Annotated in this window: 15 protein-coding genes and 2 pseudogenes; 14 read left to right on the forward strand and 3 right to left on the reverse strand. The window is 51.5% G+C overall.

Going from position 1 to position 14285, the window contains the following annotated elements:
* Positions 1-8 precede the first annotated feature (8 nt).
* From E3U44_RS11905 to E3U44_RS11925, 5 genes and pseudogenes are all read left to right on the forward strand, one after another.
* Positions 9-392, forward strand: coding sequence for a PepSY domain-containing protein (locus E3U44_RS11905; RefSeq protein WP_134358401.1), 384 nt, complete (start codon positions 9-11; stop codon positions 390-392).
* A 127-nt stretch (positions 393-519) separates the two neighbouring features.
* Positions 520-681, forward strand: a pseudogene (locus E3U44_RS11910) (ATP-binding protein); the annotation flags it as partial.
* Complete coding sequence (locus E3U44_RS11915) at positions 678-1697, forward strand: YVTN family beta-propeller repeat protein (protein ID WP_134358403.1); 1020 nt, start codon at positions 678-680, stop codon at positions 1695-1697. The pseudogene E3U44_RS11910 and the gene E3U44_RS11915, both read left to right, overlap by 4 nt.
* A 72-nt stretch (positions 1698-1769) precedes the next feature.
* Complete coding sequence (locus E3U44_RS11920; protein ID WP_240761420.1) at positions 1770-2204, forward strand: Slp family lipoprotein; 435 nt, start codon at positions 1770-1772, stop codon at positions 2202-2204.
* Positions 2205-2352: 148 nt separating this feature from the next.
* Positions 2353-2592 (forward strand): GDCCVxC domain-containing (seleno)protein, encoded by a 240-nt coding sequence (locus tag E3U44_RS11925; protein ID WP_134358405.1) that lies wholly within the window; start codon positions 2353-2355, stop codon positions 2590-2592.
* 45 nt (positions 2593-2637) lie between these two features.
* On the opposite strand, the gene E3U44_RS11930 is transcribed toward E3U44_RS11925, so the two are convergent.
* The 3 genes and pseudogenes from E3U44_RS11930 to E3U44_RS11940 all read right to left on the reverse strand — a co-directional run bounded on the left by E3U44_RS11930 (position 2638) and on the right by E3U44_RS11940 (position 4174).
* The gene (locus tag E3U44_RS11930) at positions 2638-3399 is read right to left on the reverse strand and encodes a polysaccharide pyruvyl transferase family protein (RefSeq protein WP_134358406.1); all 762 of its coding nucleotides are present in this window, start codon (positions 3397-3399) and stop codon (positions 2638-2640) included.
* 117 nt (positions 3400-3516) lie between these two features.
* Positions 3517-3854, reverse strand: a pseudogene (locus tag E3U44_RS11935) (sterol desaturase family protein); the annotation flags it as partial.
* Entirely contained in the window at positions 3851-4174 is a 324-nt protein-coding gene (locus tag E3U44_RS11940) for a YnfA family protein (RefSeq protein ID WP_134358407.1), read from the reverse strand. The pseudogene E3U44_RS11935 and the gene E3U44_RS11940, both read right to left, overlap by 4 nt.
* Positions 4175-4333: 159 nt before the next feature.
* On the opposite strand from E3U44_RS11940, the gene E3U44_RS11945 reads away from it, so the two are divergent.
* The 9 genes from E3U44_RS11945 (at position 4334) to E3U44_RS11985 (ending at position 14278) form a co-directional block, all read left to right on the forward strand.
* Entirely contained in the window at positions 4334-4783 is a 450-nt protein-coding gene (locus E3U44_RS11945; protein WP_134358408.1) for a hypothetical protein, read from the forward strand.
* Positions 4784-4908: 125 nt separating this feature from the next.
* Entirely contained in the window at positions 4909-6135 is a 1227-nt protein-coding gene (locus E3U44_RS11950) for an efflux RND transporter periplasmic adaptor subunit (RefSeq protein ID WP_134358409.1), read from the forward strand.
* A gap of 14 nt (positions 6136-6149) precedes the next feature.
* On the forward strand, positions 6150-9302 hold the full coding sequence (locus tag E3U44_RS11955) for an efflux RND transporter permease subunit (protein WP_134359823.1): 3153 nt from the start codon (positions 6150-6152) through the stop codon (positions 9300-9302).
* 61 nt (positions 9303-9363) lie between these two features.
* On the forward strand, positions 9364-9615 hold the full coding sequence (locus E3U44_RS20030) for a hypothetical protein (protein WP_240761427.1): 252 nt from the start codon (positions 9364-9366) through the stop codon (positions 9613-9615).
* Complete coding sequence (locus tag E3U44_RS11965; RefSeq protein ID WP_134358410.1) at positions 9606-9854, forward strand: hypothetical protein; 249 nt, start codon at positions 9606-9608, stop codon at positions 9852-9854. The genes E3U44_RS20030 and E3U44_RS11965 overlap by 10 nt, the downstream gene beginning before the upstream one ends.
* On the forward strand, positions 9854-10174 hold the full coding sequence (locus E3U44_RS11970; protein ID WP_134358411.1) for a hypothetical protein: 321 nt from the start codon (positions 9854-9856) through the stop codon (positions 10172-10174). The genes E3U44_RS11965 and E3U44_RS11970 overlap by 1 nt, the downstream gene beginning before the upstream one ends.
* Positions 10175-10638: 464 nt before the next feature.
* Positions 10639-11022 carry a hypothetical protein gene (locus E3U44_RS11975; RefSeq protein WP_134358412.1) on the forward strand — a complete coding sequence of 128 codons (384 nt, stop codon included), beginning with the start codon at positions 10639-10641 and terminating at the stop codon, positions 11020-11022.
* A gap of 411 nt (positions 11023-11433) precedes the next feature.
* Positions 11434-12903 (forward strand): TolC family protein, encoded by a 1470-nt coding sequence (locus E3U44_RS11980; protein ID WP_134358413.1) that lies wholly within the window; start codon positions 11434-11436, stop codon positions 12901-12903.
* Positions 12896-14278 carry an efflux RND transporter periplasmic adaptor subunit gene (locus E3U44_RS11985; protein ID WP_134358414.1) on the forward strand — a complete coding sequence of 461 codons (1383 nt, stop codon included), beginning with the start codon at positions 12896-12898 and terminating at the stop codon, positions 14276-14278. The genes E3U44_RS11980 and E3U44_RS11985 overlap by 8 nt, the downstream gene beginning before the upstream one ends.
* Positions 14279-14285: the final 7 nt, after the last annotated feature.

Below are 14285 nucleotides of genomic sequence, written 5' to 3' on the forward strand. Positions count from 1 at the left end.
AAAGTGCCATGCATATAGTCAACCGGATTACTCTGAGCTTCCTTTTTGGTCTATTAGGTCTGCTTAGTGTTAGCCAGCTCAGCGCCGGCCAAGAGGAACAGGAGGAGTTTCATGAAGCCAAGGAACTGCAGGCCGCAGAAAGCATTGTTCCGTTGGAAGAGCTGATCCGTAAGGCTCAGCAGAAGTATTCGGGCCGTATTCTGGAGATCGAGTTTGAGGACTGGGAAGAGGAAAAAGGAGAATTAAAGCAGGTCGAAGGAAAAAATGAACATATCTATGAGATCGAGATCCTCGATGAGCAAGGCCGGGTTCACGGTCTGGTCTACGATGCCCAGACGGGGGAATTCCTTGGCCAACACTTGGAGAGCGAGGAGAAAGAAGGCAAAGACTAGTTTCCCGGAAAAAACCGATAGAACTGACCTATAACCAACTACGGATTTGCACCACGTCGACGGGGGTTGCTAACCCCCGTCTTGATCCTGACGGCGCGGGAGACCATCGAAGAACGGGTCACCAGCCCGCCAGGCGGGCGGCAGCGGTCTTGAATTGGCCATTGTCCGTTGGGCGGTTGAAGCCCATGGGGGTTATATTGTGTTGCAAAGTGAAGAAGGCCAAGGTAGCACCTTTCGGATCATACTTCCTTTAGCCAGAAAACATTCAATGCCAGGAGATTCAAAATGAAAGCGAGACCCTTGGGAAAATTCCATCACTTAATTGGATTTGTCATCCCCTTGCTCCTTCCTGTGCTGGTAGCAGCACAAAATCTGCCCAGGGGAAAAATTTATGTGGCCAGCCAGGGCTCGGATACAGTCAGTGTCATTGATTCCAGTCGTTTGGAAGTCATCGCCACGGTGGAAGTAGAAGATACTCCGCACAATGTGAATCATACTCCTGATGGCAGATTGGTGTTGGTCACCAATAAAAATATCAATACCAAAAAACCGGCTTCATTATCTATTATCCGAACGGATACCGATAAGATTGTCGCCACAGTGGAAAACTTGGGGGAGAGGATAGAACATGTGGTCGTTCCCAGCGGCGGCCATCGGGCTTATGTATCGGAAGACCTGGCAAAGAATGCTGTGGTGGATATTGATCTGAATTCGAACCAGCTCAAAGGAAGTATTCCTGTGGGGATTAAACCCCATGGGCTCGTGTCGTCCTGGGATGGAAAATCACTTTTTGTTCCCAACCAGCTCTCAGGGACTATCAGCAAGATAGATTTGAACACCCAAAAGGTGGTTGCTGAGGCTGAAGTGGGTCGAACTCCCACCGTGATTGCGGTTACTCCCGATGACAAGACGCTTTACGTTACTCTTTTTGGTGAACGGGGAGTTGCTGTCGTCGATGCACAGAAAATAGAATCAGGAAAAATGCAAATTAATGATGTTATTCGGGTTGGGGAAAGACCGGCACAGGTGGCCATTACGCCTAATGGCCGGTATGTACTTGTTCCCGCTGAAGGTCCGGGGGCGCTTTATATGATAGAGGAAGCGACGCACCGTGCAGTGACTGAAATTCCCACCGGCGCAAAGGCCCATGGCGTAGATGTCTCTTCGGATAGCCGCTATGCTTTCGTCACCAATTGGAATGATGGCAGTTTATCAGTGGTGAACTTGAGTCAAAAAAAGGTGCTAAAACAAATTCAGGTCGGAGAATCTCCAGCCGGTGTGGATTTTGTCCCGATTCCTGATTGAGTAATGTCAAAAATGGCTGCTCTAGGACAGAGAATAAGCGTTGCTCTCACCTGGTTAATTCTTGGGGGATGTGTGAGCCAAATCCCGTCCCTTATCCGGCAGCCGCTGCTGGAAAATCCTAGCCTCCACGCTGTTCGAGAGGACATCGCCTATTACCGGGGTAGTGAAGTGCGGTGGGGTGGCGCGATTGCTCGTATTCAGCACCAAAAAGAGACTACCGTAATAGAGATCATTGCCCAAGAACTCGGGGCTGAAGGTCGGCCTAAAGAGACGGATCTCAGTCCAGGACGGTTTTTAGTCCGCATAGACGGTTTCCTGGACCCCACCTTTTATCGGGCAGGGCGGGACATCACCGTTTATGGCACTGTTGCGGAGGGGGTAACTAGCCGAAGCGGGGAGCCCCTGTTTCCCCTGGTGCAGGTAAAAACTTACTACCTTTGGAGACCCAGAGATTATCCGCCTTCTTATTACCCTTATCCTTACTGGAAACCTAGAGGTTACTATTAACTCACTTAATCAAATCTCTTTCCTTTTACCATTCCAGCCGAGATCTGCAAGCAGCCGGGTTTTGCGCCTAACACCGCATTCATATAGTTTAGAATAATTTCTGTGAAGCTTTATCTTCTGGACTCGTGGTACCAGCGGGGTTAATTCAATGACTGAAACTGTACTCATTGAGTATCAATCCACCCTGACCTGTCCCCATTGTGGCCACTGTGAAACAGAAACGATGGCTGCCGACGCCTGTCAGTTTTTCTATGACTGTAAAGGATGCGACGCACTGCTCCGACCTAAAGAGGGCGATTGCTGTGTATTTTGTTCCTATGGGGATATTCCCTGTCCGCCAATCCAGGCAGCACAGCCGAAAGGGGGTGAAGAGTGTTGTGGTGGCTGAGTTTCCTGTGGGGTGGATAAGCGTAGCGCATCCACCCCACAGGAACTAGCTAGTAAAAGGGCAACTGTTTTCTAACGGTTTTAAATCAATATCTATTTTAAAATTTTTGTTTTCAAATAATTTCATCAGTTCATCATAATTTGGAGTTTCTTTCCTAAAGTCAATAGGTTCATATAAATCTAAATTTACAGATGATAGATAATCTCTAAATTTAAAACCTTTTCCTATAACTTTATTAGAAAACTCAACCCAAATAGAAGGTATATTATAAGCATGTGAAATAATTAAGCCATGGAGCGAACTTGATAAAGTTTTCTTGCAAGAAAAAATATCTTCAATTACTTGTTCGATTGGGGTTTTAATATTAATTACTTTAATAATTTTGTTATCCTTAATTTGTTTTTTGGCTTTATTGAAATCCATATAATGTGGAATAATCCCTAATTCATATTCTTTCGGAGATTTTGGATCGTAATATTTCGGTAGTAAAAGAGAAGGATCTCCATATATTTTAGGACAATTAATTCCTTTTTTTAATAAAATCTCTCTTGATAAAGGGCCTCTTACCGCAAGTATTTCTTGGGGTCTTCTTACTATTGCTTTAGGACTCATAACTCCAGAACCCCATACAGTTGTTTTATGTCCAATGAGACTAAAAATACTTCCTATAGCGGCATAATTTTTTATTACTCCTAAAGTTGTATAGATAAAAGGACAATGCTTAGGTTTGATTCCTGAAATTTTTTCGATTAAATATGGATTAAGTGCATCCCCAAAGTTTTTACTATAATACCAGTAAACTCTCATGAACTTATCTCCATAGAAGGATCTATCCCTTTACTATTATTAGGATAGATAAAGTGACATAAATTAAACTAACTACTTTCCAATTTTTGCTTGCAAAATGAAGAAGTGATCCAATTCCTAATTGTTCCATTGGCGGCGATTGATGGCATAGTCGGCCACCCGGCCAATAAAGGGTAACCACAGCATTCCCGGCAGCCAGGCGCAGTGGCGGCTGTCACGAAAAGTATGGATGCCGATGCCCATGGCTTCATGGCCCGCGCGGGGCTGGTCACGGTAGGTGCCGAGCAGACGATCCCACCAGGGCAGGTTGAATCCGAAACTGGAGTTGGTTTTATCGTCTTCCACGGAATGATGCACGCGATGCATGTCAGGGGTCACCAGGAACCAGCGTAGTATGTGATCCAGCCGGGGGGCAGGCGCACATTGCTATGATTGAACATGGAAGTGGCATTTAGTTGCGCGGTCCCCAGAGGATAAGGGCGGCACCGATAAGACAGATCATGGCCCCTATGAGATCCCACTGACCCGGCTGCTGTTTCTCGATGCCCCAGAGCCATGCTAGCGACGCGGCAATATAGACACCCCCATACGCCGCATAGGCGCGACCAGCAAAATCGCTATCAATTCGGGTCAACAGAATGGCAAAGAGGGCCAGGCTACCCATGCCAGGAACCAGCCACCCCACTGACTTTCCGAGCCGAAACCAGGCCCAGAAAGCAAAGCAACCAGCGATTTCGGCAAGGGCTGCTGCTACATAGTAGGCGATGGAAGTCATGTTATTAAAAATTTTATCAGTCGGTCAGCTACCGTTAGTCACTGCAGGCGGTCCCCTTCGGGTACTATTATGGCAGTTGACGGTTGTTTTCGGACTTTACTACACTGGTTAGGCTAATCTCTATCGACAATTCGGGATAATATCCCTTAAGCAAAATTAATGTATCGTTTTCCCCGCTTAAAAGGATGGCTTAGCCTGTGGCTCATCGTCGCAGTGCTGGGGCATTTTGGCTTAAGCTATCATGAGGCCTCTGCTTTTGTGCTTTGCTTTGGGACAGATGGCCATGTGGCGGTGGAGCCTGCTGATCATGAACATGCCTTACCCCATTCCAATGAGAGTTCCCCCCCTGAAGCGGGTGCTCATACCCATGGGCTAAAATTAGAGGAACGTCCTTGCCTCGATCTGCCCGTGGTGAGCGGGAATCATGGTGACCATAAGCTCTTGACCGGACCACAAAAGCCTTTGCTCGATGAAGGGCTTGTGGTAGCAATACTGGTTATCGCCATTATTTTCTTCCCTAAAGCGATAGCTACCCCAGTTTTTTCTCCCGATCCCTCGATTGTTGATTCTAGATTGATTGCCCTCCGTAGCGTCGTCCTTCTGAATTAAATCCTGATCGCTGTCTTTTTACGCCGCACTCACCTAAAGGGAGTGCGTTGAGGCGCTGGCTTGTGTCCAGCGTTTGTGGACATTTCATAAGCGATGAAGATTTTTCAACATTTAAACTTTGGGCGATGAAAAGTAAAACTATATTTGCTGCAGTCAGTGTGGTGTTCGGGCTTATTCTGGCTTGGCTTATCCTCCCTCAGAAAGAAGAATTACCTAATGGAGATACTCAACAGGAAGGCCATGGAGGTCATGAGGCTAAACATGAGGAGCATGGGAGCCATGAAGGAGAGGGAATGGGAAGCGGGATCCAGTTGAAACCGGGAGCCATTGAAGAAGCAGGGATTGATATCAAAGTGGCCGGTCCTGCTTTTATTAAAACAACCCTGACCTTTCCTGGCGAAATTCAGTACAACCCCCGGCGGGTAGCCCATGTGGTACCGCGGGTTGAAGGAGTGGTCATTGAGGTGCGCAAGTTTCTGGGCGACAAGGTGAAGGAAGGCGAGATCCTGGCAGTGTTGGAAAGCCGGGAATTGGCGGATTTGAAAAGCCAATATTTAGTTGCCCTTAAGGGGTTGGAGCTGGCCCAGGAAATCTTTGTGCGGGAGGAGCATCTGTGGAAAGAAAAGGTATCCGCAGAGCAGGATTATCTCGTGGCGAAGAAAGAGCTGGCCGAGTCCCGAGTCCTGGCGGAAGCCGCCGCTCAAAAGCTCTATGCCTTAAGCTTTTCCACAGCAGACTTACAAGCCATGGATTCGGAATCTGCAGCCCTTTTCAGCCGTTATGAACTGAGGGCTCCCTTCGCCGGGGAGGTGGTGGAAAAACACCTGGCTCTGGGAGAGGCCGTTACCGCCGAGGCGAAAGTCTATACCATCGCCAATCTTGCCACTGTCTGGGGTGAGATTACCGTCTATAGCAAGGACTTAAACCAGGTTCGGCGAGGCCAGGAAGTAACGGTGAAAGCAACCGATATAGCGCTTTCCACAGGCGGTAAGGTGTTTTATATGGGACCGTTGGTTGGACAGCAGACCCGTTCGGCGAAAGCCTATGTGGAAATTCCCAACCCCCAAAGGCGCTGGCGGCCGGGGATGTTTATCACCGTGGAGGTAGTATTGGAGGAAAACAAGGTTCCAGTGGCAGTAGCTGCTGAGGCGGTCCAAACCTATCAGAATCGCCCGGTGGTCTTCGTCCAGCAGGGAAATTTCTTCGAGCCCCGGCCGGTGGTTCTAGGCAGAGGAAAGGGCCAGTGGGTCGAGGTGCGACAGGGGCTCTCGGCGGGTGAGCGCTACGCTGCCCGCAACAGCTTCGTGCTTAAATCCGAGCTCGGTAAATCGGCCGTTACTCATCAACATTAAGCGCAGCGCCTATGATGTTTGAACGCCTGTTAAGATTTTCTATTGCCCATCGTGGGTTGGTCATGTTGGCCATGGTGGGGCTGATCCTGCTGGGGATTTATAATTTCCAGCGCCTGCCCATCGACGCGGTGCCTGATATCACCAACATCCAGGTTCAGATCAATACTGCCGCGCCCGGCTACTCGCCCCTGGAGACGGAGCAACTCATTACCTTCCCAGTAGAGCTGGCCATGTTGGGTGCTCCCCGGCTCAAGGAGACCCGTTCGATTTCCAAATATGGGCTCTCCCAGGTGACTGTGATTTTTGAGGAGGGTACCGATATCTATTTTGCCCGCCAGCAGATTAGTGAGCGCATTCAGCAGGTCAAGGGCGAGCTTCCTGCGGGCATTGAGCCCCAGATGGGGCCTGTGGCCACAGGGCTAGGGGAAATTGTCCTCTGGACCATGGAAGCCGAACCGGGGGCGCGCCAGCCAGATGGTACCCCCGTAACCAGTACTTATCTGCGCACCCTGCTGGATTGGGTCATCCGTCCCCAGTTTCTCACGCTTCCTGGGGTGACGGAAGTGAACAGCATCGGTGGTTATAAAAAGCAATACCATGTCACCCCCAGTCCCGAAAAGCTGATGGCCTACGGATTGAGCTTTCAAGATCTCATCAAGGCTCTGGTGGAAAATAACCAAATGAAGGGTGCCGGTTACATCGAGCGCCACGGGGAACAATTGCTGGTCCGGGTCCCGGGTCGGGTCTATACACTGGAAGAAATTCGCAATATTCGTGTGGGGACCCACCAGGCTGTGCCTATTGTCATCGGGGATGTGGCCGAGGTGTTGCTGGGCAAAGAGCTGCGCACGGGCGCAGCCACCAAAGATGGCCAGGAAACCGTCATCGGCACCGCTTTTATGCTCATGGGGGAGAATAGCCGCGCTGTGGCCCAGGCAGTGGGGGAGAAGCTGCAGGAAGCCAACCGCTCTCTGCCGGAAGGCGTGGAAGCCAAGCCTTTCTACGACCGGACCAGCTTGGTGGATAAGGCCATCACGACGGTACGCAATAATCTGGTGGAAGGGGCCGCCCTGGTCATTGCCGTGCTGTTTTTCCTATTGGGCAATCTCCGGGCGGCGCTGATCACCGCCATGGTGATTCCCCTGTCCATGCTGTTTGCCATTACCGGCATGGTCGCAACGGATGTGAGCGCCAACCTGATGAGCTTGGGGGCCATCGACTTTGGCATTATCGTGGATGGTGCGGTGGTTATTGTGGAAAATAGCGTGCGCCATTTGGCGGAGGTCCAAAAACGACTACAGCGTCCCTTGGCTCTCACTGAGCGCCTCAAGGCGGTCTATGACTCTTCCGAGGAAGCCCGCCGGGCCATCCTGTTTGGACAAATGATCATTATGGTGGTCTACGTGCCCATTTTCGCCCTCTCCGGGGTAGAGGGCAAAATGTTCCACCCCATGGCTCAAACGGTCATTATGGCGCTGCTCGGGGCCATGATCCTCTCCATTACCTTCGTCCCGGCTGCGGTGGCTTTGTTCATCGGCAAGCGGGTTTCGGAGAAAGAAAACCTCTTCATGAGAGGGGCGAGAAAAGCCTATCTGCCCACCCTTAATTTTGCTTTGCATCAGCGCACCTTAATGGTGACCTCAGCGGTCGTGATCGTGGCCTTGAGTGGATTGTTGGTGACCCGTTTGGGTACGGAGTTTGTGCCCAGCTTGGATGAAGGGGATATCGCTCTACAGGTTTTGCGCACCCCGGGTACGGGCCTCAATCAATCCATCGCTATGCAAAAGGAGGTGGAACAGGCGCTCAACACCTTTGCGGAAGTAGAAACGGTCGCGGCCCGGATTGGAACGGCGGAGGTGGCCACGGATGTCATGGGGCCCAACATCAGCGATACCTATATTATGCTCAAGCCCCGAGAAGAATGGCCCGGCCCGGATCGGCCCAAGGAAGATCTCATCGAGGCTATGTCTCAGCGGGTCGCCCGACTTCCCGGCGCTAATTATGAATTTACCCAGCCCATTGAGTTGCGTTTCAATGAACTAATTTCTGGCGTCAAAACCGATGTGGCAGTTAAAGCTTTTGGTGATGACATGGACGTGTTGCTCAATACGGCTCGGCAAATCGCCGCTGTCCTTAGAACCGTACCGGGGGCCACCGATGTACGGGTAGAACAGGTCACGGGATTGCCGGTGCTCACCGTGGACATCAATCGCTCGGAACTGGCCCGCTATGGACTCAATGTGGCGGATATCCAAAGAACTGTCGAAGCCGCGATGGGCGGGGTGGTCACCGGCAAAGTCTATCAAGGGGATCGCCGCTTCGATTTGGTGGTGCGCTTGCCGGAGCACTATCGCGTGGATGCAGAAGCCTTAAGGCGTTTGCCTATCCTTCTCCCCCAAGACCAGGACGGGGAGGTGATAACCGCCCAGGCTTCGGCACCGTCGTATATCCCCCTCAGCACGGTAGCTGAGGTACAAATCCGTCCGGGTCCTAACCGAATTAGCCGGGAGGACAGCAAGCGTCGGGTGACGACCACCTTCAATGTCCGTGGTCGGGACCTGGGTTCTGTGGTGGCGGAAGCCCAGGCTAAAATCCAGGCGCAGGTCAAAATCCCCCCAGGCTATTGGTTGGATTGGGGTGGGCAATTCGAATTGATGAGGGAGGCGGCGGAGCGTCTTTCTATTGTAGTGCCTATTGCCCTGTTGCTTATCTTTATTTTTCTCTATAGCACCTTTGGTAACCTTAAAGATGGCCTGCTGGTTTTTACCGGTGTACCTTTTGCCCTTACCGGCGGGGTGCTGAGCCTGTGGCTGCGGGAAATCCCTCTGTCCATCTCCGCTGGGGTAGGGTTTATTGCCCTCTCCGGGGTCGCGGTGCTCAATGGCCTGGTAATGATTACTTTCATCCGCTTGCTACGCAGCCAGGGTCTGCCTCTGGATAAGGCCATTCGCCAGGGCGCTCTCACTCGCTTGCGGCCGGTGCTGATGACCGCCCTGGTTGCTTCCCTGGGCTTTGTGCCCATGGCATTGGCTACCAGCACCGGGGCGGAGGTGCAGCGGCCGCTGGCTACGGTTGTCATTGGAGGGATCATCTCTTCCACCTTGTTAACCCTCCTGGTGCTTCCGGTGCTTTATCGGCTATTCCATAACAAGGATTATGAGAGATAAGGTGTGTTCATGGCTGTCATATTAAGGCTCAAGATATACCCGGACAACAGAGGAGTATTCCATGGTGAAGGGAATCCTCATGCTCGCCTTTGGCATTGGCGTGTTGGTCGAAGCCTTTTATAAGGTGTTTCATCCGATCATGCCGGGCGTGGAGATGATGGGCATCATTGGCGGGGTGGCGCTTGCGGCAAATCTTGTTTGCTTTTTCCTACTCCACTATGTGAATCGCCTCCTGCCTATTACGCTATTTCATGCTATCATGCTGCACGATATTTATATTGTGATACAAAGTGAGGGGGTAGAATGGCTGTAGTCAAGACAGTAGGCCGCAGTGGACAGATCGCCCTTGGCAAAGAGTACGCTGGTCGGCATGTACTGGTGGAACAAATTGAACCGGGTGTTTGGATCGTCAAGATTGGGGAGTTTATCCCTGATAGTGAAAAGTGGCTGCATACGTCGCAGGCAAAGGCTGATCTTGATGAGGCAATAGCCTGGGCAGAGGAGCATCCGCCAGCGGAGACGGATTTCGATGAGTTAGAGCGCAAGATTTGATGGTGAGGTCGGAAAAGAGACCTGAAGCAATTCGGCTCGATCTTAATAATCCGGTCTTTCAGAGGCAACTTTTTGCCCTTGAGAAAGCCCAACAGCTTAATGTATTGGCAACGCTACGGAAGCTATCCAATAGGAGCTGGCAGCAATTATACCTAGATCGAGGCCTAAAATGGGAGCTGATCTATTCGCGGACTGGGCTGCATGGTGGCCGTTTGCACAGCCTGCGTATCAGCAAAGGTTTCCGGGCTGTTGCTTATCGGGATGAGGGGTGGATGCGCATCCTATCGCTCCACGGCGATCATGACTCGGCTTATGGATAAGGACTGTTTTGCTGGGCAGCAGATGAAAAGTTTATTCGCTGCAGTTAGTGCGGTTTGGGTAAGGTTTGTTCCCTAGAAGGCCAACAAGGGGTATGGCTATGTTGGTGTTTGCCTACATTTCCATTTTATTATTTTATCGAGCCGTTTAAGCCCTAAAGCCTATTGGGAGCGGGTGAAAATATCTTTAATATTTGAATCAATAAGTTGAAATTTTTGCAGAATTTCTACCCAAAGCTGGTATGGTAAGTGCAAAAGAATCGTTGAGCCTAAGAGGCTCAGTTAATTGAGAAAATACCTGTTCCAACCACCGAACAGGACTATAACGGGGGCCTTCGGGCCCCCATTTTTTGGCGGTTCGGAAAGCCATAATGAGTTATAATGATGGAGGAACTCTTAATTTTGGTGGTCGGGGTTATCTTTTCAATATTTTTAGTTGATGACGAAGATAACTAAATAGAGAAAGCATGCCATACCGCATCGCCCAATTTCTCCTCATTCTGCTGGTGATTTATATGGCCTTTGTGCCAGCAGGAGTTTTGTCTGCTATTTGTGCCAATGAGACCCCGCAGCAGGTAGTAAGCAATCTTTTTATTGATGGGACTCAGCAAGCGACCTTGGTCAGCATAGAATCCTTCTGCCCTAACAAAATGTCCTTAGGCAAAGGGGTTTGTAAGGAAAGTGTTCGGTGCCTTAGTCACTATTTCCAGTGTAACCACCCCCTATGGTCCCTTCCTCAAGGTTTCATGTTGTCCTCCCATAAGGTGATTACTCCATGGGCGCAGCCCCCCGGAATCCTATTCTCCCAATTCCAGCCATTTCCTCCCTTCAGACCACCCATTTTCGCCTGAAAGATTGACCCATACCGCGACGTAGGGGATAAAGCCTTATCCTCCCCTCCGGTGAACTGTGTTAGCGATTGGGAACACGGGCCCTAGAAGGCCTAGCCTAAATGCTGTGCTGGCCCATCTACTGCTATATTGATGCGCGCCTTCCCTGGCGCGCCCCCCTGAGGGCCTCCTCCGGAGGTCCCGATTCGCTCCCGGCGAATCGGTGGGGTGGGCCAATTTCTGGGTACACTTCCAGGAAATAAGTACCGATGAATAAAGTATGAGGTGTTTTAGGAGCGAGCTGGTGGTATTCCGCAAACCCGTTTTTCCTCCCTGAAAAAAGGGTTTGTAGGGGACTTCCCTGTCCCCTGGCTCCACGCCACCGGCTCGCTCCAGGAATACTTCAAAACTTTTACTGAGATACTTAAGGAGATGTTTAAGATTAGAAAATTTTTAGCCTATTTAACGGCCAATACATTTAGTAAGCGGGTATTTTTATATGTTGTGGCAGCTGGGTTGTTGGTCTTTTCAATAGCAGTTTTAGCAGAAGCAAACTTGCCTGCCTTCAAAGGGATGGAGGATGCGCCTCCTCCTTGGCATGCCTCCGGTGGGCATTCTTCGGACATCTCGAGTCCCTCCCCGCGCCTCGGTGAAGAACCCGCTGCAGTCCTTAGGGAAGGGGTGTCAGAGAGGGAATTGGGTTTGCAAACCGCCATAGAGACGGCACTTCAGGATAATCCAGGCCTCGCAGAGATGCGGGCCCGGGCTGAGGCCATGGCCGCCATTCCCTCCCAGGTGGGGACGTTGCCCGATCCGGTCATCAGTTTCAATGCTTTGAATCTCCCGGTGGATACCTTCGACCGTAGTCAGGAAGCCATGACCCAGCTGCAAGTTGGAATCAGTCAGGAGTTTCCTTTTCCCGGTAAGCTCGGGTTACGGCAGAGCGCGGCGGAATATGAGGCTGCGGCTGCCCGCCATGATGTGCGTGAGATGCGGTTACTGCTTACTCAGGACGTGAAGCAGACTTGGTGGCATTTGTTCTATCTGGACCAAGCCTTGGAAACGGTGAAGCGCAACCAAGAATTGATGCGCCAGTTTCTGGAAATTGCTCAAACCAAGTATCGGGTGGGACAGGGTCTGCAACAGGATGTCCTGTTGGCCCAGGTGGAATTGTCCAAACTCTTGGATCTGGAAGTGCGGCTTACGGCCTTGCGCCGTACTGCGGAAGCGCGTCTGAATGCCCTCTTGAACTGGCCCACAGACCGCACACTGCGCCTTCCTCAGATGGTGGAAACCAAACTGCAGCCCCTCGCGCCGGAAGAGACCTGGCAGCAGCAGGCAGAGAAAAATCGGCCTTTGCTTGCAGCGGAACAAAACCGGATTGAAGCCGCCCGGGAACGTTTGGATTTGGCCAAAAAAGATTATTTCCCCGACTTTAAGCTGGGAGCGGCCTATGGCTTTCGCAGCGGAGATGACCCTTTGCGCCGGGAGCCCCGTGCCGATTTTGCTACCTTCATGCTTAGCATGAGGGTGCCTCTTTATTTTGGCCGCAAACAAGCCAAGGCTGTGGACCAGCGTTCAAGTGAAGTGCTCCAACAAATCTTTGCCTTCCAAGATAGGCGGCAGCAAGTGCGCCAAGAGATCTCGACTGCCCTGGCCGACTACCGGCAAGCCCGGGAGCAATTTCTCCTGTTCAAAACGGGGATTATCCCCCAGGCACGGCAAACAGTGGCCTCCATGCTGGCCGGGTTCCAGGTGAACAAGGTGGATTTTTTGAATTTGGTCAATGCCCAAATCACCCTTTACAACTTCGAAACCGAGTACTGGAAGGTACTGGCTGAGGCTTACCAGGCCCTAGCGGCTTTAAGTGCCGCCATTGGTGAGGAACAAATCGATGAGTAAACAAACGACTATGGTTATCGCATTGGTCTCCTTAATCGCTCTGGCGATAGGGGCGGGCGGCGGCTATTGGTATGCTACCCAGTGGGCCCCCAAGACGGCAGAGCCGACCTTGGAGACACCTGCTAAACAGCCTCTTTTTTACCGTCATCCCATGAATCCGGAAGTCACCTCGCCGGTTCCGGCCAAGGATGCCATGGGGATGGACTATGTCCCCGTTTACGAAGAGGAAGAAGAACGCGGCAAAGGGCCTACGGGCATGGTGAAGATCGATCCGGTCACCGTGCAGAATATTGGGGTGCGGACCGCCACTGCGGAGCGCCGCACCCTGACCCGTATTGTACGGGCGGTCGGGCGGGTCGATTACGATGAAGAACTCCTGGCACGTCCCCATCCTAAAACCGAGGGCTGGATCGAGAAACTGTTTGTTGACAAGACAGGCGCCAAGGTACAAAAAAATGAGCGGTTGCTCAGCCTCTATTCGCCGCAACTGGTGGCCACCCAGCAGGAATATCTCCTCGCCCTGCGTAATTTGGAGACCCTTAAGGCGAGTCCTTACCCGGATATTCGTCAAGGGGCGGAGGAATTGGTCCAGAGTACCCGGGAACGGCTTCAGTTATTGGATGTGCCGGAACATCAGATCCGCGAGTTGGAACAGACAGAAAAGATCCAAAAAAATCTGCACATCCATTCCCCTTTCCATGGGGTGGTTCTCAACATTGGCGTCCGTGAAGGTCAATATGTGACGCCTCAAACGGAACTCTATGTGCTGGCCGATCTTTGCCAGGTGTGGGTTTATGTGGATGTCTATGAATACGAATTGCCTTGGGTCAAGGTGGGTGATGAAGCCGAGATGCGCGTCGCTGCTGTGCCCGGTCGGGTTTTTCACGGTACGGTCGCTTATGTTTATCCCTATTTAGAGAAACAAACCCGTACCGCCAGACTGCGACTGGAATTTGATAATTCTGATCTCTTGCTGAAGCCGGAGATGTTTGCCAATGTGACTATTCATGCCAGCAAGCAGGTGGATGCAGTGGTGGTGCCGGAGGCGGCCATTGTTCGCTCCGGCGCCCGGGAGCAGGTGTTCGTTGTGCGTGGGCCTGGCAAATTTGAGCCCCGGGAGGTGAAGATTGGGGTCTCTGCCGAGGGTTTCACCGAAATTTTGGAGGGACTCAAACCCGGCGAGGAGGTGGTGACCTCCAGCCAGTTTCTCATCGACTCCGAGTCCAAACTGCGGGAAGCTACCTCTAAAATGAAAGAACCCAAAGGGACGATAACCGCCGAAAAGCAGGAAGAGGATGCCGGCAAAAATGACCCAGGGATAAAGGAGGGACCTGCCGGGGATACGCATACCCCCCAGACCCATTCAGCCCCCTAGGAGGTAA

Source organism: Nitrosococcus wardiae (genome assembly GCF_004421105.1).
GTDB classification, from domain to species: domain Bacteria; phylum Pseudomonadota; class Gammaproteobacteria; order Nitrosococcales; family Nitrosococcaceae; genus Nitrosococcus; species Nitrosococcus wardiae.